The following is a 21907-nucleotide window of genomic DNA, read 5'->3' as shown; positions in this document are numbered from 1 at the left end:
TCTCCTGGCGCTCGGCCTCTGTCAGCTCCTCCATGATGGCCGGGTTGATGTGCATGATCAGCAGGAACTTCATGTCCAACTCCTCACCGTCGCGGTGCCCGGTCGGGCCCCGTCATCGGGTAGTCGTCGCGGACCGGCCGATCTTGACATACCGGCGACGGATTCAGCGGATCAGATGATCCTCCCGGTTCGGGTAAAGATCCTTCGATCGGCTCCGACCTCATGGCGACCGTCCACCAGAGGTGGTTGCCCCATGAGTACAACAGCGACCGAGACGGCACCGGCCGTGGAGCGTGCCGGGCGGGCCTGGCTCGGCCTGGCCCTGCTGGCGCTGCCCAGCCTGCTGGTCGGCCGGGACATTGACGTCCTGTTCCTGGCACCGCCTGGGCTTACGGGTTCATGACGGCCGGGTTCGTGATCACGATGGGCACCCTGGGTAATCGGATCGGTCGACGAAGGCTGCTGCTGATCGGCACGGCCGAGTTCGGCGCCGCGTCCGTGCGGACCGCGTTCTCGACTGGCGCGACACTGCTGATCGGGGCACGGTTTGCCCCGCTCCATCACCGAGGCCGGTCGCGAGGCACGCAGCCGTCTCGTTCCGTCCCGGCGGAACCGGGACTGCCCACGCGCGATCAGGAAGCCCTGTAGTTGGCCGGTGCTGCGGACCCAGGCCGGCCGGCACACGGTAGAAACCGGCCGCTGGGTCAACCACCAGGCCAAGAAGGCGAAGTGTGGCCGACGGGCCGGACGGCCTGTCCTCGAGCCGACCACGAAGCCCCCTGCACCGCGAAGTCCGTGACCGGGCCCGATGACCGCCGAATCAGCGATCAGGCAGCCGTTCCTGCGGCCTCCCCGACGAGGTCGGTGACCGGGCCCGGCTGAGAGGCCAAAGAAGCATGGCCGGCATCCAGCTCAAGGGTCCGGCGCGGGTTCATACGCTCGGCCATGCGACGTTCGCTGTCGGGGTGGGGTTCGAGTTCGCCTGCGAGGTCGGAAAGCAGGCGGCCGGCCGCCCGAACACGACCTGCGCGACATCATGGACGCGATCTTGTACGTGGACCGCACCGGGGTCCAGTGGCGGTACCTCCCGCACGACTTCCCGCACTGGAACACCATCTACGGCAACTTCTCCAAATGCGCCGACGAGGGCGTGTTCGCCCAGCTCAACGGCCCGCTCCGGCAGCTTGTACAAGAGAAGGGAAGCCAGGAAACCGAGCCAACGGCCTGCGCGATCGATGCGCAGAGCGTCAAGACCTCCACCAGCGTTCCCGTCTCCGGCCAGGGCATCGACGCCGGCAAGAAGATCGTCGGACGGAAGCGAAGTCGTCATCGACACGCTCGGCCTCCTCCTCGGCGTGCTGGTGACCGCGGCCGGCGTGCAGGAATCTGTTGCCGGCACCGCACTGCTCGACCAGGTTGCCGCCGACCATCCGGGCATCCGCAAGGTGTGGGGCGACGGCGGTTACCGCCAGCACCTCGTCGAGCATGCCGCCACCCTCGGCATCGACATGGAGATCACCGCCCGCAAGCCTGGGAGCAGGGGCTTCACCCCGATCCCGAAGCGGTGGGCGGTCGAGCGGACCTACGGCTGACTCATGCTCCACCGCCGCCCGGACCGCGACTGCGAAACCTTGCCCGCCCCCTCCGAAGCCATGATCCACATCGCCATGACCGGCCTCATGGCCCGTCGCCTCACCAATGAGAACACCCTCTCCTGGCGCGACCCGAAGAAGACCACAGAACATCCCATCCCGGGATGAAACATCGGACGAAAACGATCTCTGAGCCGCTCTCCGTAGGGTGGGAGCCGATCATGTGATCCCCTCCGAGGAGCTGCCCGCCATGCCGCAGATCACCGTCGACTACTCCGGCCCGCTCGACGCGGCCTTCGACCGCCCGGCCTTCGCGCTCGCCCTGCACCCGATCGTCGTCGACACCGTCGGCGCCCGCCTGGAAGCTTGCAGGACCCGCTTCCGCCAGGTCGAGGACTTCAGCGTCGGCGCCGAGACCGAGGGCCATGCCGTCCTGCACGTCGAGATAGGCCTGCTCCACGGCCGCACCGACGCGGCCAAGGCCCGCCTCGCGGCCGCCGTGCTCGCCCTGGTCGCCGCCCAGGTCAAGCCAGTCGATGGTGTCACCCTGCACACCTCCGTCGAGATCCCCGACCTGGACGCGTCCTACCGAAACAGCTGACACACCCGCATCCCGAACACAGCGAACGAGCCATCCGCCGACTTCCCCGCCCGGACCCCTCCGCCACCACGGTGAGGATCTGCGCAGTACCGGTCCGCACAGTCTCGCGCGCTGACTGGGCTGCAGTACCTCGGTCAGACAGCGAGCCGTGCGATCAGAGCGAGCAGTACGAGTACACCAAGCACGATCGCGGTGATCTGCCAGGTTCGCCTCTGTGAGGGGAGCACCAGCACATGCGGCCCCCCGGAGGCGGGAAAGACGAAGTAGACCCGGTGCGGGTGTCCTGCCACGACGACTCGTGCGAGCCGTGTGTATCCGGCTGTTGCCTGACGTGCGATTTCCTGATCGTGCGGGAGGAGCAACGTCTTCAGGCTCGGGCCGAACTCTTTTGTGAGGTGGTCTCGCAGGGGGTCGTTGTCGGTCAGGTTCGTCGGGGCCCAGGTCCCGCGTTCACGTACCTGTTGGCGTGCGAGGTAGGGCACTCCGTGTTCGGGGAGTTTGACGTCGCCGGCGCTGGGCGTTCTAGTGACGACGCCTTCCGTCCAGGTCACGGTCCTGCCCGTGCCTGCGCAGTGCTGGTGCTGCACGGTGCCGTCCCCGTCACAATCGGGGCAGGATCGAGATCCTGTGGCCTTGCAGGTGCTGCACTGGAGCTGGCCGCGACCATGGCATCCGGCGCATGCGGCGTCGTGGGCACCGCATTGCCTGCACTGGACGCGACCGTCAGTGTCCTGCGCGGCCGGGCCGGCCGGTTTCGGGTTGGGGAAGCCGGTGCCGACGCACCGCAAACAGCTGTCGAGGCCTCGGCATTCAGCGCAGGGGCGGTACGGCTCGCATGGGAGGTCGCCTGCGCCTTTGCAGCGTTGGCAGGCGATGCTGCCGTTGCCGCAGTCGCAGGATCGGTCGTCGACCGACCCTCGACGTACCAGTTTCAGAGTGCTCTGCTTGGACGGATCCCGGGGCGGCGGAATGCGGCGCCGGCTGATCGTGGTGTCGTACGCCGGAAGGTTCGAGAGGTCGAGAGGGCCCGCGTGAAAGCGCTCATGTTCCGTGCGGGATTCGAGGCACCGTACGATTTTTCCCTCCAGGAGGGGATGCCACGTGATTGCGGCGGCACCCGGCGGTGTCACTGACAGGGTTTCCCCTCGCCCCTTGATCTCGTTCTGCACGGCCTTGAGGACTTCGTCGTCGTTCAGCATCCGTCTCCCCAACGTCCTTGTGAGGTCGGCTCCCGATCCTCAGCCGGCATGCGCACAGGACAGTACCCAACCGCCGAACAGGACATCGGCAGTTCACGCGGAAGTGACACCGAGGAGGGACATTCAGCCGGGCTCGGTGCAGTCGAGGGCGCGGCTCCCGACGAGGTCGACCTGGAGGTGGTGCGCAGCACAGGGGCGTTGTCAGTGGCGGCAGGCCGGGGCGACCACCCGCGTCCAACTCGGCTGGAATGCCCGCCATCACGGCTGGGGGTAGGGCGAGTCCGTGCTCCGCGGCCGTCACTGACGGATACCTGCCAAGTCGGAGATCCGCCAGGGCGGAACGGTCGACACGCAAGCTGCTGCCGCGAAAACTCTTCGCAGCACCCGGCACCACCCATCACCGGGTGCGCGGAGGAGAGTCATCCATGACCAGATTTTCCGCGAGACGGAGGTCCCGGCTGCTGGCCACGGGGCTGTCTCTCGTGCTGTTGCCGACAGGGCAGGCGGTCGCAGCCGGGGCATTGGGGACTGCGGGGGCGGACACCGACCGTGCCACGTCATCCGTGCACGCACCCAGCACCACGCGAACTGTCACTCTGATCACCGGTGACCAGGTGACCGTGACCGACCTCGGCGCTGGCCGGAAGTCGGTCGCCGTGGAGCGTCCCAAAGGCGCAACCGGAGCGGTTCGCAGCGAGATGTCCGACGGCCGGATCACCGTCGTACCCGACGAGGCCCGGCCCTACCTGCAGGCGGGCGTCCTGGACGCCGAACTGTTCGACGTCACCGCTCTGATCGAGCAGGGGCTCGGTGACCCGTCGTCCGACGGCCTCCCGCTCATCGTGACGTACACGAAGAACGCCCGCAGCGCGACGCCCCACGGAGCCCGCCGGGTCCGTGGGCTGCCGAGCATAGGCGGTGCGGCCCTGGAGGCGTCGAAGTCCGGGGAGTTCTGGCGCACGGTCGCACCGGACGTCACCTCCCAGGCGCGCAGCGCGACTTCGGGCGGTGCTCGTCTCTCGGGCGGCGTCGAGAAAGTCTGGCTGGACGCCAGGGTCAACGCCGCCATGGAGACCAGCAACGCCCAGATCGGCACTCCCGCGGCCTGGGAGGCCGGGCTGACCGGCAAGGGCGTCAAGGTCGCCGTCCTCGACACGGGCGTGGACCTGACCCACCCCGATCTCAAGGACCGGGTGAGCGAGACCAAGAGCTTCATCGACGGCCAGGAGGTCGCCGACCGGAACGGGCACGGCACGCATGTCTCCTCCACCGTCGGTGGCAGCGGTGCCGCGTCCGACGGCAAGGAGAAGGGCGTCGCGCCCGGCACCACGCTCGCCGTCGGCAAGGTCCTCAGCGACCAGGGGTCCGGCACCGAGTCGCAGATCATCGCCGGTATGGAGTGGGCGGCCAAGGAGGTCCAGGCCAAGATCGTCTCCATGAGCCTCGGATCGTCGCAGGGCAGTGACGGCACCGACCCGATGGCCCAGGCGGTGAACACCCTCTCCAAGGAGACGGGCGCCCTGTTCGTGATCGCGGCCGGCAACGCCGGCTACCCCGGCAGCATCGGCTCCCCCGGCGCAGCCGACTCCGCGCTGACGATCGGCGCGGTCGACTCCGCCGACAGGCTTGCGTACTTCTCCAGCCAGGGCCCGCGCCTCGGCGACAACGCACTGAAGCCCGACCTGTCCGCGCCGGGCGTGAACATCCTCGCGGCCCGTTCGCAGCTCGTGAGCGGCAGCGGCTCGTACACATCGATGAGCGGCACGTCCATGGCCACCCCGCACGTCGCGGGCGTGGCGGCGCTGCTCGCCGAGAAACACCCCAACTGGAGCGGACAACAGCTCAAGGACGGGCTGATGAGCACGTCCAAGCAGATCAGCGGCACGTCCTACGAGGTGGGTGCGGGCCGGGTGGACGTCCCGTCCGCCATTGCCGCGCAGATCACCGCGACCGGCAGCGCCGACCTCGGCTTCACCAGCTGGCCCTACGAGGCGAACAAGCCGGTCACCAAGACGCTGATCTACACCAACGCCTCCGACCGGCCGGTCACCCTGGCGTTGACCGTCCAGGGCGCTCCGGCCGGCGTGGTCACCCTCGCCGACTCCACCCTCACCGTGCCCGCGCACGGCACCGCGCAGACCACGGTCACCGGTGACGGCACCGCCGCGCCCGTCGGCGCCACCTCCGGCCGGATCGTCGCCAAGGACGGCGACACAGTGGTGGCGCACACGGCCTTCGGCCTGACCAAGGAGGAGGAGCGCCACACCCTCACCGTCCACGTAAAGGACCGCGAAGGCGCGGCGTCCGCCGCATACCTGACCGTGAAGCAGCTGGCCAAGGACGTAGATCCCATCCCTGCCACGGTCGACGAATCCGGCACGCTCAAGCTGCGTCTGCAGCCCGGCATGTACACCCTGTGCAGCTTCCTCGACGTGCGTGGCAGCAGGGGCAAGGACTCGCTCGGCCTCGGTCTGCTCACCGAGCCCGAGGTCACCATGGACCGTGATCGCGAAGTCACCCTCGACGGAACGAAGTTGCGGGAGATCCGGGCCGAGGTGGACCAGCGGACCGAGACCCGTCAGCTGCTGATGAAGTTCAACCGGTCCGCGAACGGCGCGTCCTTCGCGCCGGCCGTGCAGGTCCCGCCGAAGTACGACAGCATCTTCGCCGCACCGACCCGCAAGCCCGCCACGGGCACCTTCGAGTACCGGACCGTCTGGCGACTCGGCAAGCCGCAACTCGATGTCGAAGCAGGCGGCAAGCGGCTCGGCGAGACGACCGTGCAGTACGGATCGGACATGTTCACCGGGCAGAAGCGGATGGCCCTGGTGGACGCGGGCGCCGGATCCACCGCCGACTACACCGGCAAGGACGTGGCGGGCAAAGCGGTCGTCGTGCGCCGCACCGACGCGATCACGTCCGAAGCGCTGTCCCAGAATGCCCGTGACGCCGGCGCCAAGGCCCTGTTCGTCACCGACGAGGCTCCCGGACGGCTGATGGCCGACTTCAGCGGGGCCGACGGGGAGACTCGTCCCCTGTACAGCGCGACGGTGAACGCGCAGGACGGGGCGCGCCTGATCGAGGCCGCTCGGCTCGGCCAGGGCGTGAAACTGACCGGCACCGAGTTCACGCCTTATGTCTACGACCTCAGCAAGGGGTACTCGGGGGCGATCCCCGCTGATCTGACATACCGGCCGGGCAGGAGGGAGCTGGCCGTGGTCAACAACAAGTTCCACGCGCCGAAGCCCGCCGACGGCGGCGAGTTCCGCTACTCGATCACCGACAGCTTCCCCTACGGCATGGGATTCCAGGAGAAGATCAAGTTCCCCGCGGAGCGCACCGACTACGTCAGCGCCGGCCCCGATCAGGGCTGGCACGAGTCCATGTCCAGCGGCCCGGGTGCCCTGGAGGAGCGCAGCGGCGTCGTGCACTACCGCGGCGGCACGCGCTCCGCGACCGACTGGTTCAAGCCGGTCCTGCACCCGTGGCTGGGTACCGGTCTCGGCTGGGGCCAGCGCCGCGCGGGCAACGACCTGGAGTTCAACACACCGGGCTGGGGCGACTCCGGACCGGACCACACCGGCTTCGGTGAAGTGTTCAACCAGAAGTCGCTGACCCAGTTCACCGAGGTGTACGTGGACGGGGTGCGGGTCGACCGGAAGCAAAGCTCGGGGGCGCACGCCCGGAACGTCAAGCCGGCCGAGCAGGACTTCAAGGTCGTCACCGACACCACCCTGGACCCGGACGTCTGGCGGCTCGCCACGAAGGGCCACTCCGAATGGACCTTCAAGTCGTCCGCCACGCCGGCCGACCGGTGGACGTATCTGCCGATGCTCAACCTCGGCTTCGACATCGACACCGACCTGCAAGGTGATGTGCGGGCCGGAAAGCGACTGGATCTCGGGATCTTCTCCGAGTACGTCAAGGGTGCGCCGGACACCGGGAGGATCACCGGCTCCACGCTGGAGGTCTCCTTCGACGACGGCGCAACGTGGACATCCGTCGAACTCGATCGCGTACGCGGCAAGTCCGCCGCCTGGGCCGGCTCGGTGCGGGTGCCGAACGACGCGCGGTACATCTCCGTGCGGGCCTCGGCCGCCGACGACAAGGGCGGCTCGGTCAAGCAGGAGATCATCCGCGCGATCGGCGTGCGGAAGTAACCGACCGGGTGGGAGCTGCGCAGTCGGCGGCGTGGCTCCCACCTGCCGCGCGAGCGGCAGGCGGACGGCGGCGGGAGATGCCGAAGGAGTTCGGTGCCTGGCCGACTGGCCTTATCGAGCAGCAGGGTTCTGGCTCGCTGGGAGACCAGCGGGGCCGAAGATGGGCCCCAGGTGCAGACGATGGGATGGGGCAGCCACTCCGGATTGAGTGCTGGGCGGCGCGCAGGAACAGTGCGACGCAGAAGGCTGTGTCCGGGTCCGTGAGCCACAGTCCTGTTCCAGTAGTGGTCAGTTCCTTTGCTTGGTCCCTGAACCACGTGCTCAGGTCGAGGGTGTCGCATGTCGCCGGGGTTTCGGGCGGCATCTCGATGGCTGCCGCCAGCTTCTCCGAAAGCGCTAGCTGTTCTGTCCCGGAAGGTTGTGGACGGGAGATGCAGGTCTCGGCTGAAGCGTCTTGAACGGCTGAGGGCCTTCCGGGTTCGGTGTGGATTGCGACATCTCCACCGAACGATCGGCAGGCCCTCATGCCCCCACCGTAATGCACCCTTGACCGAGACTGGCCGCCTGCGCCTGGTCCGCTGCGTGGTTGAGGACGGCCGGCCGCCTGCGGCGGGTCGCCGCACGCTTCCGGGTCTCACCCACCACCGCCCAGCTGTGGGCCACCCGCTACCGGAGCGTGGGCGAGGCTGGTATGCGTGACCGGTTCCCCCCTTGGCCTGGCCCCCTCGACCGTGCACCGCGTGCTGACCCGCTCGGTCCGGCCCGGCTCGCGCACCTGGACCGGGCGACCGGGCGGGTCGTACGCCGCTACGAACGCGACCGGCCCGCGGGTCGCAAGAACCGGGCGAACGCCGGCCACAGCTACAATCACCACCGCGGACACACCGCGCTCGCAGGCAAACCACCCGCCAGCCGCGGCCTCGACCTCACAGGGCAATACAACCAGGGCAGCACCACCTTGGTGCCGTCTTCCCCGCAGGACGGTTTACTCTGCGACGCCGAGTCACACCTGAGAGTCAGACCCCGAGACGCAGCCGATCACTGCGACGACGCAGTCGGCACTCGTCATCGTGACACTCAGCACCGCTTTCGGCTTACCGTCGGAGCCCTGCCAGACCTCGGTCAGGGGAGCATCCACTCGGCGGTGGCCGAGGCCGGGTCGGCCGGGAGCCCCATCAGGAGTCAGTGCGCTCGTTGCGCTCCCAGGTGCTGCCGGGCCGTCACCTCGTGCTGTTTCAGCAGCGCCAAAGGCTCCTGCTCCACGTGCCCCTCCCGGCGATGCCGCCGACGCAAACACGTCGAGCTCGAACCCCGCACCACCCAAGAACCTACCGGTCTCCCGGAACGCGAAAATCCTCGCGATCACCATCCCTTGAACCGGGCCGTACCCAAGTTACTTGTGCGGCGCGGGCCCCGTTGTGGAGCGGATCACCAGTTCGGGGTCGAAGAAGAGTTCACCCGTCGGTACTTCGCGGTTGCTGACGAGCGACAGGACGCTGCGGCCGACTTCGAGGGCGAGCCGGTCGGCCGGCTGTCTCACGGTGGTCAGGGGCGGATCGACAAACTCTGTGATCATGGAGCCGTCGTAGCCCACGACGGAGACATCCCCAGGGACCGAGAATCCCTGCCGGCGGATGCCGCGGATCGCGCCGAGGGCCATGTAGTCGCTGGCTGCGACGATGGCGGTGGCACCGAGCTGTAGCAGGGTATGCGCGGCTGCCTGACCGCCTTCGACGGTGTAGGACTGCCTGATCACCCAGCGTTCGGCGTCCTGGCTGCCCCGTTTGGCCATGGCGTCGAGGAAGCCCTGCACACGCCGGTCGGCCGGGTGGTTGCCAGTCGGCCCGGATGCCATGCCGATGGCGCGGTGACCGAGACGGTGCAGATGGTCCACGGCCAGTTCGGCTGCCAGCGCGTCGTCGGTGGAGAAGACGGGCGCGGGAACGTTGTCGGCGAACCCCCCATTGACACCGATGTACGGAATACGTCGGGAGCGCAGCATCTCGTACGTTTCGGTGTCGGCACCCTCCACGGTGTTGGACGAGGACAGGAACACGACGGCCGCGATGCCCTTGTCGATGATCGAGGCGATGAACTCCCGTTCCTGGACCCCTCCGGGAAATGCCGGGCACAACACGGCCTTGAGTCCGTGTGGTGCCAATGCCGCCTCGATGCGTTCGGCGACGTCGGCGAAGAAGGGGTTGGAGACGTGCTCGGTGATCACCGTGACCAGTTGGCCCTCCACGGGCCTCTCGTAGCCGAGTTCTGCCATGGCCTTTTCGACGGCGTCCCTGGTCTTCGTCGCCACTCCTTGACGCCGGTTGATGACCCGGCTGACGGTGGCCTCGCTCACACCCGCCCGGGCAGCGATCTCAACGATGCCGACCTTCATTCGTCCCCTTTTCGCTGGCAGGGTCATGCGGTTTTCCGGATCGAGGCAAGCCCCATGTTCGGCACCGGCAGGTTGTGCAGGCCGGGGGTGAGCGTGATCCGGGTCCACTCGATGATACGGCCGGAGGGATCACGGATCTCGGCCTCCACCTGCGCTCCCTCATCCTGGACCTCCAGCACCAGCCGGTTCTGGGCAGTCGCGTTGATCAGGACCGTCTCGCGATGGACCGCAGGCTGCACCGGTACGGTCCTGTCGCTGAACACGGACACCACGTTCACCCCGTCCGCTCCGGCCTGCACCAGAGTGTAGAGATCGTCGGGGCGGCCGGGCTCGATCATTCCGTCGAGCAGTTGGGGGCGCAGGCGGCGCCACTGGGCCAGCCAGAAGCGGACCGCTTCGGCGTGGTCCTCGGGGAGTGCGTCGAGGCGCACGGAGACCTGCGGAACAGAGTGAAGTGCCCCGATGAGCTGTCGTGCGGCGGTCGACGCGGGGGCCGTGGTGTCCCACAGCAAGGGGTCCGAGTGGACGACACCGCCGACGGCGAGCAGCCCGGTGTCGATCGTGCGGACGCGGTTGGCCGTGGAGTCGGCTGGGCAGTCGAAGGACCTGAGCATGTTGCCGAACGCGGCCATGCCCGGACCGACGTAGGGTTGACGCAGCTCCAGTAGCAGATCGGATCGCTCGGCGAGCAGCGCGGTGCGCAGTTCGGTGAGCAGGAGCGTGAGTGCCTGCCCGACATCGCCCCTGCCGTCGCCTGCGTAGGCCATGGCTTCGTCGAGGAAGTCGACCTTGAGTCCGTCGAGACCGTAGGCACGCACCAGGCGCACGCACAGGCGGACGATGTGGGAGCGGACTTCGGGGCTGCGTGGATCGAGGACGTGAGCACCGGGAACCTTGGCGAGGGCCGGGGCGTAGGGCGCCCATTGCTCGTAGCAGTCGGTCCGGGGGCCCAGGAGCAGGGGCGCGACCCAGGCCATGTAGCGCAGTCCGAGTCGGCGCACGCGGGCTACGTGCGTGGCGAAGTCGGGGAACTTGTCGGGGTCGGGGAGCCAGTCCCCCACCCCTGCGTATCCGCGGCCGCTGCCGAAACGCTGCCAGCCGTCGTCCAGGATGAGCGTGCCGAAGCCCATGTCCGCGGCGAGTGCGGCCTGCTGCTCGACGGCTGTCGCATCGACCTGCTGGTTGAAGGCGTACCAGGTGCAGTACAGAGGCAGTCGGGCCGCTTCGGGAACTGGCATGGCAGCCGGGGTCTGCTCTTCGTACCAGCCGCGCAGCAGGCGCATGGCCGAGGCAACTGAGGGGCTGCGTGGTACGAAGAGGATGCGGTGCGGTGTGGTGGAAGGCGGCAGTTCGAGGTGGACGACGTGGGTGTCGTTCTCCTCGGACACCCCGAAGCGCAGGGCGACCTCGGGAGCGGGGTCGGCTGCGGCGAAGGCGAGCAGTGTGGCGCCTGAGTAGTCGTAGAGGCAGCCGGCGGCGAGGCCGTCGATGAGGCTGACCCTGGACCTGCCTTCCCAGTCGGCGACCAGGGTCCGGCTCCAGCCTGCCTTCGGGTGCCAGTAGCCGGCTGTATCGCCGAGCGGGGCGGAGAGCCGGATCTCCACTGGTGAGCCGGTGGCTTCGACTTGCAGCATTCGCAGGCCGCCGGGCACTTGGGACAGTGTCCAGGCGGGCTCGACGCCCGGGGCCAGGACAGCGATCTCCACGGTGTCGAGCAGTGGCTCGAAGGTGGCGGGCGCCAGTTCCGCGGTGGTGACGGCCTCGGTGGGCTGGGTGCTCACGATCACTCCTTGACAGCGCCGGCGAGCAGGCCGGAGACGAAGTGGCGTTGAAGGGCCATGAAGACGATGATCATGGGAATGGCGGCAACGGCGGTTCCGGTGAGGATGGCCCCGTAGTCGGTGTCGTCGACGCCCTGCAGTGAGGCGAGTGCGACGGGAATGGTGAGGGAGGCGTTATCGCGCAGCACGATCAGGGGCCAGATGAAGTCGTTCCACTGGTAGAGGAACAGGAAGATGCCCAGTGCTGCCAGGGCGGGCCTCATCGGCGGCAGGACGACCCGCAGGAACAGACGCAGTTCGCCGCAGCCGTCCATGCGGCCGGAGTCGAGTAGTTCGTCGGGCAGCGCGGCCATCGACTGACGCATGAGGAAGATGCCGAACGGCAGTGCCAGATTGGGCATGATCACGGCCTGATACGTGTTGAGCCAGTGCAGCTCGGCCATCATCTTGAACAGCGGCACCAGTGTGACCTGGGTCGGGATGACCAGTCCCAGCATCAGTATGCCGAAAAGTGCATCACGGCCCTTGAAGCGGTACTTGGTGAAGGCGTAGCCGGCCAGGGTGCAGACGGCGCCTGCGCAGACTGTGTAGATGACCGCGATGAGCAGAGAGTTGAGCACGACCTGCCCGAAGGATGCGGTCTCCTGCAGGCTGGAGATGTTCTTGCCCAGGTCGCCGCCGGGAAGCAGTGGCGGCGTGGAGTCGAAGATCTCGTCGGTGCTATGGGTGCTGGCGATGACGAGCCAGTAGAACGGAAGGAGCACGCCGGCGAGCGTGATGGCCAGCCCTGAGGTCAGCAGGATGCCGCGGCCCGGGCGGTGCAGGCCGGTGCGTGGTGCGCGGGCGGCGCCAAGTGCGGGGATCGTCATGATTTGTCTCCCAGGACCCGGAACTGGATCAGGCCGAGGACCCCGATCAGCACCGCAAGGACGTAGGCGATGGCCGACGCGTAGCCGAAGTCGAAGTACGTGAAGGCGTTCTGGTACAGGTACACGCCGATGGTCAGCGTCGCGTTGTCGGGGCCGCCTCGGGTGAGGATGTACGGCTCGTCGAAGATCTGCAGGGTGCCGATGGTGGAGAGGACCGTGGCGAGGAGGATCGCCGGACGCAGTCCCGGAAGCGTCACGTGACGGAAGGACTGCCAGGCTCCGGCCCCGTCGACCGAGGCGGCGTCGTACAGCTCCTTGGGAATGGTCTGCAGGCGGGCCAGCAGAATCACCGCGTTGTAGCCGGTGTAGTGCCAGGTCAGTGCCAGACCGAGGGAGATCTTTGCCCACAGCGGATCAGTCAGCCACGGTACTTCGCCGATTCCGACGAGCGAGAGCAGCCAGTTGACCAGCCCGTACTTCTCGTTGAGCAGGACGGAGAAGACGACACCGTACGCCACGAGGCCGGTGACCATCGGCATGAAGAATCCGAGCCGGAACACCGAGCGCGCCCGCAGGAAGGCCGAGTTGAACGCGACGGCCAGGCCAGTGGCGAGCGCCAGCATGATTGGCACCTGGACCACCAGGATGACTGCCGTGTTCTTCAATGCCGTCCAGAACAGCGGGTCGTCCAGCAGACGCTTGTAGTTGTCCGCTCCGACGAAGGTGTCGACGCCGTCGACCGTCTTGTGGAGACTGAGAATGAACGACCAGCCGATCGGGTACAGCTTGAAGGCGGCGAACAGCAGCACGGCGGGCAGGACGAAGGCGTACGGCGCGAGACGGCGGGCGCTCAAGCGCGGTGGTCGGGAGTCGCGCACACCCGCCGTTGGCACCGTACGGGTCGAGGAAGTGACAACGCTCATCGGGCGACCTGGCGTCCGGTCTGGGAAGCGAGCTGGTCCGCCGCCGCATGCAGCACCTCGGCCGGGTCGGCGCCCTTGAGCAGCACCTTCGTCTGGGCGTCGGTCACCACTTTGAGCGCTCGGGCATAGTCTGAGGTGTAGTTGAACGCCGGCGAGGGCGCCTTGAGGGCACCGAAGAAAATCTCACCCTTCTTCTGACCGCCGAAGAACTTCGACGGCTCGTGGAAGACCGGATCGTCGTACGCCTTCAACAGGGCCGGGGCGATCCCCTTGCCCCGGTAGATCCTGACCTGCGACTCGGGCCGCGTCAGCGCGAACTCCACAAAGTTCCAGGCCGCGGCCTGGTGCTTGCTGGTACCGGCAACGGCCAGGTGTGTGGAATTCACGGTGGCGGCGGTGGCCCCGCCGCGGCGTACGGACGGGGGCAGACGCACACCCCACTTGCCCGCCTGGTCGGGGACCGTCTCCTCGATGATGCCGCCGAACCAGGTCGGCCACGGCAGGACCGCCGCCGTTCCCTTCTTGATCGAGCTGATCAGCGCGTTCCAGCCGCCGGAGATGTCGCTGACAAGTCCGGCGTCGTTCATCTCCTTGATGAGCGACATGGCACGCACGGCCTCGGCGGAATCGAGGGTGATGTCGCCGCCGGTGTTGAAATAGAAGCCGCCCTGGAGCTGGAGCAGCAGCTGGAAGAAGTTCGCCGAGTCCTGCTGCGAGGCGGGCTTGTCAATCCCCAGAAGGTACTTGCCCGTCTTCTTCTTGATCTTCTTGCCGGCCTCGATCGCGTCGTCCCAGGTGTCGAGCGCTCCGACATCGACACCGGCTTCCTCGAAGACATCGGCACGGTAGTAGAACCCGGCCGAGTTCGCCTCCCACGGAAGCGCGTTCACCTGTTCGCCCTTGGGCGAGACCGTCTCCCACAGGCCCTTCGCGAAGGAGTCCCGGTACTTGTGGGCTCCCAGCTTGCCGAGATCGGCAAGCTGGCCCGGGAAGCGGTCCACGTATCCGGGCAGGTAGTCGACGCCTATGTGCAGTACGTCCGCGAGGCCCGCCCCTCCGGCTGCCATACCCGTAGTGATCTTGTCCCAGATTGCCGGGTTCCCGATGTCCTGCACAGTCACCTTGATGTCCGGGTACTTCTTATTGAACGCCGGAACCAGCGCCCGCAACTCCGCCGCCGGGCCCTGCCAGCTCCACACGGTGATTGAGCCCTTGGTGGCGTCACCGACATCGCCGCCCTGAGCGCCCGTGCTGCCGGTGCCGGAGCAGGCGGTCAGGCCACCGAGGCCCGCTCCTGCGGCAAGCACGCCGCCCACTCCAAGAACTCTGCGACGACTCATGTCCATGAGATGACCACCTCTACATGCGGCTCGGGCATCGACCGAACGTCGGGTCGACTGCAGGGAAGTTAGCAACCGGTCAGACATACTTGCAATGCTTGATTGAAAACTTTCTGATCGATTCCGCATCGTAGGTCTGCAGAACTATTGCAACCCGTCGAGCGCCGCTGCTAGCTTGCGGCCACTCACTCGAGCACCGCACTGGAGTACTCCATGAGGCATCGCCGTCCTGCCCGCCTGGCAGTCGTAGCCACACTCGCCACACTCGCCCCGCTCACACCACTGACCCTGGGCAGTCCGGCCATCGCAGCCACCTCAGCGCCGGCCCTCAGCAATCCCGGCTTCGAGGACGGCACCGCGGGCTGGACGTTCACGTCTGGCACCGGAGTCGCCACCAACGCACCGCACGGTGGCGCAAAGCTCGTGTACCTGGATGCCGGAAGCGGCAACAAGGTGGCGCAGACCATCACAGCGTCCGGTGACGGTACGTACGACTTCTCCGCCTGGATCGCCACCGGCGGCACGGGGGGAAGGTTCGTCGCCCGGGTGAATGGCGCGCAGACCGGTGCGGTGGATCTGCCCAGCCGGTCCGGCTACGCCCGGTACACGATCAGCCGGGTGTCCCTGAAAAGCGGCGACCAGTTGGAGCTCGCCTTCGAATCCGGCAGCAGCTGGGTCAACGCCGACGACATCATGGTCTCCCCGGCAGCCCCTGTCGACCCGGTGATCTCGTCCTCCGACCCCAAGATCGTCGAGATGTTCGACTGGTCGAAGCGCAAGGCCAACAGCTGGGTCCAGATGCCCGGCACGACCGGTCCGCTGAACGTCGACGAGGGCAACCGGTCCGGAACCGGCACCGGCACGTACGGCCCGTCCTACTGGGCCGGGTATGCGCATCGGAGCGCCTACTACTCACGCGACATGGTTCACCAGCTCGCCGGCGCCTCCATCCTCGGACTGAACGACGCGAACAAGGCCATGCTGCGTGCCTTTGCCGGCTCCGCGACGTCCGAGCACAAGTACTACCCCGTATGGGCCATCAACTTCGACAACAAGACATACCTCTCGATCGACTACCGGAGCCCAACCTCCTTCGTCCGAGAGGTCCCGGCCACGTTCGAGCTGGTGGAGAAGGCCAGGCACGCCTACCGCTGGAGTGGCGACAGCACGTACGTCAACGACAGCACGCTCTGGGACTTCTACAAGCACGCGACCAAGGACTTCGTCGAACTCCACGACGCCAACAAGCCCAACGGTGTCGCCGAAGGCACCGGCAACGGCATCTTCGCGGGCGCCGCCAGCTACAACGAGGTCGGGGAGGAGCACCTGGCCGAGTCCGGGGACTCCATCGGATCCCAGTACCAGGCATACCGGGCGATCTCCGACCTGGCCGCCGCCAAGGGCGACGAATCCCTGTCCAAGGAGTACCGGCAGAGGGCCGACAGCCTCAAGGCGTACTTCAACGACACCTGGAGCGGCTCCGGCTCAGGGGCCGACATGGTCCGCGGCTACACCACCGACGGCAAGTCGCTCACCGGCTGGGGCAAGGAGAACAGCTGGTTCATGCCCATGAAGCAGATCATCAATCCGGGGGCGCGCGCCGAAGCCTACCTCGACTATGTCGACGAGCAGGCCAGCGGCAGCGGCAAGCCGTCCAACATCGAGGCGATCAGCTACCTGCCGGACACCTTCTTCGCCTACGAGCACAACGACACGGCCTGGAAGTGGATGCAGTACGTCTACGACAAGCGGAACGACCAGCACCCGGTGGCCAAGCAGGGCCCCAACGGGGACTACCCCGAAATCTCCTACACCTTGCTGAGCCAGACCGTCGAGGGCCTCATGGGCGTGCAGCCCAACGCCCCGGGGCGCGCCCTGAGCACCCAGTCCCGCATGCCCGCCGGAATGGGCTGGCTGCAGATCAAGGACATCAAGATCGGCGGCAACACCTTCACCCTGCGTCATGACGGTGCCACCAAGTCGACCCTGACCAACTCCACGGGTTCGGCCCGCTACAAGTGGGAGGCCCGCTTCCCCGGCAGCCACTCGACGATCAAGGTCAACGGCGTCCCCCGAAGAGCCAAGACGAAGACCGTCAACGGAAAGACCTGCACCTACGCAAAGGTGTCCGTCGCACCCGGACAGAAGGTCACTGTGCAAGTCTCGTAACGAGGGCATGGTGCCGAGGCCGAGCCGCCGCACCGGCAGATCCTCACCAGATCTGAACATCTCCGATAATTCGCACTCCTGATGGACAAGTTGAAGCAGTCCGGCCGACTACACCCCCCGAAGGTCCGCCGCTGCCACCGGGTTTCCGCGTCCGGGCGGTCACTGCCGCTGTCCGGACGGTGGGGTGGAGCAATCGGGTCGTCCGTCCGCCGAATCCTGTTCTCGTGGTCGACGTGCGGTGGTGAGCCGGCTGCCGCCGCCCTCGCAACGGCAGTCCCGAAGGTCTGGAGGCGGTTGCGAGGTCGCCGAGCAGACGCAGGAAGCGACATCAGGTGGTCGGCTTCGTCGGAACGGTCAGCGTGGACAGCAACGCCAGGTCGGCCTGCTCGAGGCTGTCCAGCAGGGTGATCCGGTCGGCCTTGGCGATCGGCACAGTGGAGGGAACGGCCAGCACCGAGCAGCCGGCCGCGCGCGCGGAGGCGACCCCGGTCGGAGTGTCCTCGACGGCCACGCAGGCCGCAGGGTCCAGCCCGAGCCGATCGGCGGCGGCCAGGTAGGGAGCGGGGTCGGGCTTGGTGTGCTCGGTGTCCTCGGCAGCAAGAGTGACGGTGAACCAGTGATCGCCGAGGCTGCCGAGGACCAGGTCCACTACGCGGCGAGGGGAGGCCGAAACCAGCGCGGTAGGCACGGCGGCGTCGCCCAATTCGGCGAGCAGCTCCAGTGCGCCGGGCCGGGGGACGACCTCGGCGGCAACCTTGCTGCTGAACGTGTCGCTGAGAATCTCGGCGATGGCGTTCGCAGTGAAGCTGGTCCGGGTCATGCGGCACAGGTGGGCAGCGGTGTGTTCGACAGCGCGGCCGAGCACCTCCGGCAGGTCCTCGTCGGTGAGGGTGTGGCCGAGACCGGCGGCGACTTCGGCCGCGGCCCGGAGCCAGAGACGTTCGGTGTCGACCAGTGTGCCGTCCATGTCGAACAGGACAGCGGCGGGGGGTACGGGCACGGCGGTCCTACCTTCTTCGGTCATGGCTTGATTGATCACTCGTAAGGTCGGTGGCCCCGGGGTTCCATTTCCGGAGAGCCTCGGTCAGTCGCTCTTCCGGGGCCTCAGCCGGAGAGTGAGGATCTGGAACGGGCGCAGCGCCAGGTGCACTCTTCGGCCGTTCGCTTGTACGGCGTCCGTGGTCCCGCGGGGGTCGAGTTCGCGCTCCAGCAGATCGGTCTCGACCACGGAGGCCAGAGGGAATCCGGCGGTCAGGACGGTTCGGGTGCGTCCCCCGCATGCCTCGTAGAGGCGTACGACGATGTCGCCGGAGCGATCGTCGGCGAGTTTGACCACTTCGATGACAACGGTCTCGTTGTCCGAAGTGACGAGCGGCTCGACCTCGGCCGAGCCGAGGAGGCTGCGCTCGGGCTGATTGAACGCGTAGCCCTCGCGGACGGCGTCGGCGATGTCGGCGCCGATCACGAAACCGTATCGCAGGCGGTGGTGGCCCTGGTCGGCATCCGGGTCGGGGAAGCGGGGAGCACGGAGCAGAGAGAGCCGGACGGTGGTGGTGGTACCGCCGTCTGTGCGGACGTCCCTGGTGACCTCGTGCCCGTAGGTCGAGTCGTTGACCACAGCCGCGCCCCAGCCCCGTTCGCCGAGGTGCAGGAAGCGGTGGGCGCAGATCTCGAACTTGGCGGCGTCCCAGCTGGTGTTGGTGTGGGTGGGGCGCCGGACGTGTCCGAAGGGGATCTCCGCGCTGGAGTGGTCGGCCCGCACGTCGAGCGGGAAGGATGCCTTGAGGAGCTTCTCCTTCTCGTGCCAGTCGATCTCGGTGTCGATGTCCAGACGCCGGGAGCCTTCGGACAGGGAGACCAACTGTTCGATGCGGGAGTCACCGAAGGTCCGCACGATCCGGACACCGCCTTCCTCTGCGATGACCGAGTCGGCGTCGAGGAGGTTGTGAACGGTGTTGCGGTAGAAAGCGTCGATGTCCCAGGCGTCGTACTCGTTGGGGAAGTCCTGGTGAAGCTGGAGGAGGTTGGCGACGGCTCCGGGGGCCAGCGCTTCGCGTTCGTCCGCGATGTCGTACGCCGAGGTCACCAGGCCCTGGGCATCGACCCGGACGCGGACCAGGCCGTTGTCCAGGGCGAAACCTTCCCCGCACGGGACCGGGGCGACGGGTCGGCCCGGCGGCCGGGTGCGGAGCGTGGCGCCGTGGGCGGGGACACCGTCGCGGGCGAACGGAGTGGCGTTGAAGACCACGGGCAGATCGCCTTCGCCGGCCAGGGCGCGCTGGGCGGCGTCCGTGATGGCGCACAGCTCGGCGGCGACGGCGCCGTAGGTCTGCTCCGCCTCCCGGTGAACCCAGGCGATGGAGGAGCCGGGCAGGATGTCGTGGAACTGGTGCAGCAGGACCGTCTTCCACAGACGGTCCAGGGCCTGGTACGGGTACTCGGATCCGGTGCGCAAGGTGGCGGTCGCCGACCACAGCTCGGCCTCTCGCAGCAGGTGCTCGCTACGCCGGTTGCCCTGCTTGGTCCTCAGCTGGCTGGTCAGCGTGCCGCGGTGGAACTCCAGATACAGCTCGCCCTGCCACACCGGCGCGTCGGGGTATTCGGCGTGTGCCCGCTCGAAGAAGTCCGAGGGGCTCTCGATGACGACCCTGGCCGAGCCCTCCAGATCGACGAGACGCTCGGCCCGGGCCAGCATCTCCCGGGTGGGGCCACCGCCGCCGTCTCCGTAGCCGAACGGGAGCAGCGAGCTGTTGGCCGCCTCCTTGTCCTGGAAGTTTCCGACGGCATGGGCGAGTTCGGCGCCGGTGATCTCGGCGTTGTAGGTGTCGACCGGCGGGAAGTGACTGAAGATCCTCGTGCCGTCGATGCCCTCCCACCAGAAGGTGTGGTGCGGGAACTTGTTGGTGGTGTTCCAGGAGATCTTCTGGGTGAGGAACCACCGGATTCCCGCCAGTTTCATCAGCTGCGGCATGGCCGCGTTGTACCCGAAGGTGTCAGGCAGCCACATCTCCTCGGTCTCGACGCCGAACTCGTCGAGGTAGAAGCGCTTCCCATGGATCAACTGCCGGACGAGAGCCTCACCACCGGTAATGTTGGTGTCGGGTTCCACCCACAGGCTGCCGACAGGCAGGAACTGCCCCTTCTCCGCCTTCTCCTGGACCCGGGCGTAGACCTCGGGGCGGTGCTCCTTGAGCCAGGCCAGCTGCTGGGCCTGGGACATGGCGAAGAGGAAGCCCGGGTGTTCGTCCATGAGATGGGTGACGTTGGAGAGTGTCCTGGCGACCTTGCGGATGGTCTCGCGCAGCGGCCACAGCCAGGCGGTGTCGATGTGGGCGTGCCCGACGGCGGACATGCGGTGGGCGCTGGCTGCCGCAGGGGCGGCGAACGCCGGGCGCAGCACCTCGCGGGCGGCGGAGGCGCTGCCGGCGATGTCCTGCAGGTCGACTTCGTCCAGGGCCCGCTCGATGGTGTGCAGGAGCTGCCAGCGGCGCGGGTCGGCCTCGGGAAGTCCGCGCATCAGCCCCCCGAGGACGTCCAGGTCCTGGGCGAGTTCCCACACCTGTGCCTCGAAGACCGCCAGCTCCAGTCGGAGCAGCTGGTACAGGGGCGCGCTCTCGGAGCCGGCTCCCGTCATCCAGGAAGGCCGGTCCCCGGTCCGCGACGGGATGTGGTCATCGACCAGATTGGGGTTGGCAGCGGCCTCGACGTAGTAGGTGAAATCCTCGCCGCCGGCCGCCGGGTCGCCGACCGGAATATAGGCGTTGCGGGGGTTGAGGGCTTTCACCACGCTTCCGTCCGCCCGGTAGACCAGGCCCTCGGCGGAGAAGCCCGCGCCGGTGACGTTGAAGCCGAGGTCGATGACCGCCTCGACCCGCAGGCCGGCCCACTCCTGCGGAACCCTGCCGCTGATCCTGAACCAGCTCGTGGACCAGGGCGGCCCCCACCGGTGCCCGAGGGTCACGGGTTCGTACGGTGCGGACAGGCCGTCGGCCACGGGGACCGGCTCGCCCGGCACGCTCCAGATCGCGATCTCGACCGGGGCGGTACGGGCGTGGACCGCGGGCCGGATGCGCTGGTTCAGCACCCGGTCGAGCCGCTGCTCGGTGAGGCGTCGCTTGCTGTGCATGGAATCCTCTGTCGTCGGTGGAGGGCGGTGTTCATATTGCGGTCGGCTCGCCGACAGGAGCGGTGTGGAGACAGGGGGCGTCAGACCGTCCGCCACACTGTGGCGTTCGCGTCCAGCTCGAAGCTCGCGCCGTGGGAGCCGTCGGTCGGGCCGACCGGGGAGCTGGCGAGCAGCAGACGCCCGGGGACGGGGATGCGTACCGCCTCATCGGTGGTGTTCGTCGTACAGACGAAGCCCTGGCGGCGGAAGACGAGGACGCCCGCAGACGCGTCGGTCCATTCGACGGCGTCTCCGGCACCGAGCCCCGGGGTGGAAGTGGTGCCGCTCCCGGAGCGCCGATCCCGTGCCCTCCTCCGGCGCGCGGAGGAACCACTCGTGCTGGTCGCAGGAGTGGCTGGGCACGAGATCCACGATGATGCGCAGCGCGGGCCCATGGGCGTGCCGGATCAGCTCTTCGGCGTCGAGCAGCGTGCCGAGCGTGGGCTCGACCGCACGGTGGTCGGCGATGTCGTAGCCGGCGTCGGCCTGCGGGGAGGCGTAGAAGGGGTTCAGCCACAGGGCGTCGACGCCGAGTTCCTTCAGATACGACAACCGGCTGCGTACAACCGGGAGGTCGCCCATGCCGTCGCCCTTCCCGTCGGCAAAACCGCGCGGGGACACCTGGTGGATGACGGATTCTCTCCACCGGTTCGCCGGGGATCCGGTCGTGGCGGCGATGTCACGGGCGCCGGCAGGGGGCTGGGGCATTCTCGGTC

Annotated in this window: 11 protein-coding genes and 4 pseudogenes; 6 read left to right on the top strand and 9 right to left on the bottom strand. The window is 67.8% G+C overall.

All coding sequences use genetic code 11. The annotated features are described in order from the left end of the window. Positions 1-253 precede the first annotated feature (253 nt). The 3 genes and pseudogenes from ACWCPY_RS33595 to ACWCPY_RS33585 form a co-directional block, all read left to right on the top strand. A pseudogene (locus tag ACWCPY_RS33595) lies at positions 254-546 on the top strand (MFS transporter); the annotation flags it as partial. A 427-nt stretch (positions 547-973) separates the two neighbouring features. After that, positions 974-1760, top strand: a pseudogene (locus ACWCPY_RS33590) (IS5 family transposase); the annotation flags it as partial. An 82-nt stretch (positions 1761-1842) separates the two neighbouring features. Continuing rightward, a complete protein-coding gene (locus ACWCPY_RS33585) occupies positions 1843-2193 on the top strand; it encodes a 5-carboxymethyl-2-hydroxymuconate Delta-isomerase (RefSeq protein WP_451271405.1) in 351 nt (116 codons plus the stop codon). A 134-nt stretch (positions 2194-2327) separates the two neighbouring features. Here the strand turns inward: ACWCPY_RS33585 and ACWCPY_RS33580 are convergent, their stop codons facing one another. Further along, positions 2328-3392, bottom strand: a complete 1065-nt coding sequence (locus tag ACWCPY_RS33580; RefSeq protein ID WP_451271399.1) for a hypothetical protein — start codon at positions 3390-3392, stop codon at positions 2328-2330. A gap of 425 nt (positions 3393-3817) precedes the next feature. Here ACWCPY_RS33580 and ACWCPY_RS33575 point away from each other — a divergent pair, with 425 nt between their 5' ends. Both ACWCPY_RS33575 and ACWCPY_RS33570 read left to right on the top strand, forming a co-directional pair. Next, positions 3818-7552, top strand: a complete 3735-nt coding sequence (locus ACWCPY_RS33575) for a S8 family serine peptidase (protein WP_451271397.1) — start codon at positions 3818-3820, stop codon at positions 7550-7552. Positions 7553-8062: 510 nt separating this feature from the next. Continuing rightward, positions 8063-8378: pseudogene (locus tag ACWCPY_RS33570) on the top strand (helix-turn-helix domain-containing protein); the annotation flags it as partial. Between the two features lie 567 nt (positions 8379-8945). Here ACWCPY_RS33570 and ACWCPY_RS33565 read toward each other — a convergent pair. The 5 genes from ACWCPY_RS33565 to ACWCPY_RS33545 are packed head-to-tail and all read right to left on the bottom strand — an operon-like array spanning position 8946 to position 14824. Next, positions 8946-10052, bottom strand: a complete 1107-nt coding sequence (locus ACWCPY_RS33565) for a LacI family DNA-binding transcriptional regulator (protein WP_451271395.1) — start codon at positions 10050-10052, stop codon at positions 8946-8948. Beyond that, the gene (locus ACWCPY_RS33560) at positions 9968-11725 is read right to left on the bottom strand and encodes a glycoside hydrolase family 36 protein (RefSeq protein WP_451271393.1); all 1758 of its coding nucleotides are present in this window, start codon (positions 11723-11725) and stop codon (positions 9968-9970) included. The genes ACWCPY_RS33565 and ACWCPY_RS33560 overlap by 85 nt, the downstream gene beginning before the upstream one ends. Positions 11726-11727: 2 nt before the next feature. Continuing rightward, entirely contained in the window at positions 11728-12594 is an 867-nt protein-coding gene (locus tag ACWCPY_RS33555) for a carbohydrate ABC transporter permease (RefSeq protein WP_451271391.1), read from the bottom strand. Then, the gene (locus ACWCPY_RS33550) at positions 12591-13517 is read right to left on the bottom strand and encodes a carbohydrate ABC transporter permease (protein WP_451271389.1); all 927 of its coding nucleotides are present in this window, start codon (positions 13515-13517) and stop codon (positions 12591-12593) included. The genes ACWCPY_RS33555 and ACWCPY_RS33550 overlap by 4 nt, the downstream gene beginning before the upstream one ends. Beyond that, the gene (locus ACWCPY_RS33545; RefSeq protein ID WP_451271387.1) at positions 13514-14824 is read right to left on the bottom strand and encodes an ABC transporter substrate-binding protein; all 1311 of its coding nucleotides are present in this window, start codon (positions 14822-14824) and stop codon (positions 13514-13516) included. The genes ACWCPY_RS33550 and ACWCPY_RS33545 overlap by 4 nt, the downstream gene beginning before the upstream one ends. A gap of 246 nt (positions 14825-15070) precedes the next feature. Between ACWCPY_RS33545 and ACWCPY_RS33540 the strand changes: the two genes are divergently transcribed. Beyond that, positions 15071-17026 (top strand): hypothetical protein, encoded by a 1956-nt coding sequence (locus ACWCPY_RS33540; protein ID WP_451271385.1) that lies wholly within the window; start codon positions 15071-15073, stop codon positions 17024-17026. 328 nt (positions 17027-17354) lie between these two features. On the opposite strand, the gene ACWCPY_RS33535 is transcribed toward ACWCPY_RS33540, so the two are convergent. From ACWCPY_RS33535 to ACWCPY_RS33525, 3 genes and pseudogenes are all read right to left on the bottom strand, one after another. Then, positions 17355-18050, bottom strand: coding sequence for an HAD family hydrolase (locus ACWCPY_RS33535; RefSeq protein ID WP_451271383.1), 696 nt, complete (start codon positions 18048-18050; stop codon positions 17355-17357). A gap of 60 nt (positions 18051-18110) precedes the next feature. Next, the gene (locus ACWCPY_RS33530; protein WP_451271381.1) at positions 18111-21152 is read right to left on the bottom strand and encodes an alpha-mannosidase; all 3042 of its coding nucleotides are present in this window, start codon (positions 21150-21152) and stop codon (positions 18111-18113) included. Positions 21153-21455: 303 nt separating this feature from the next. Beyond that, positions 21456-21899 (bottom strand): annotated as a pseudogene (locus tag ACWCPY_RS33525) (alpha-amylase family glycosyl hydrolase); the annotation flags it as partial. Between the last annotated feature and the right edge of the window lie 8 nt (positions 21900-21907).

It is taken from the genome of Streptomyces sp. NPDC002403 (assembly GCF_053593015.1).
Note: the sequence above shows the minus strand (reverse complement) of the source record. Positions and strands in the feature narration are given on the sequence as shown.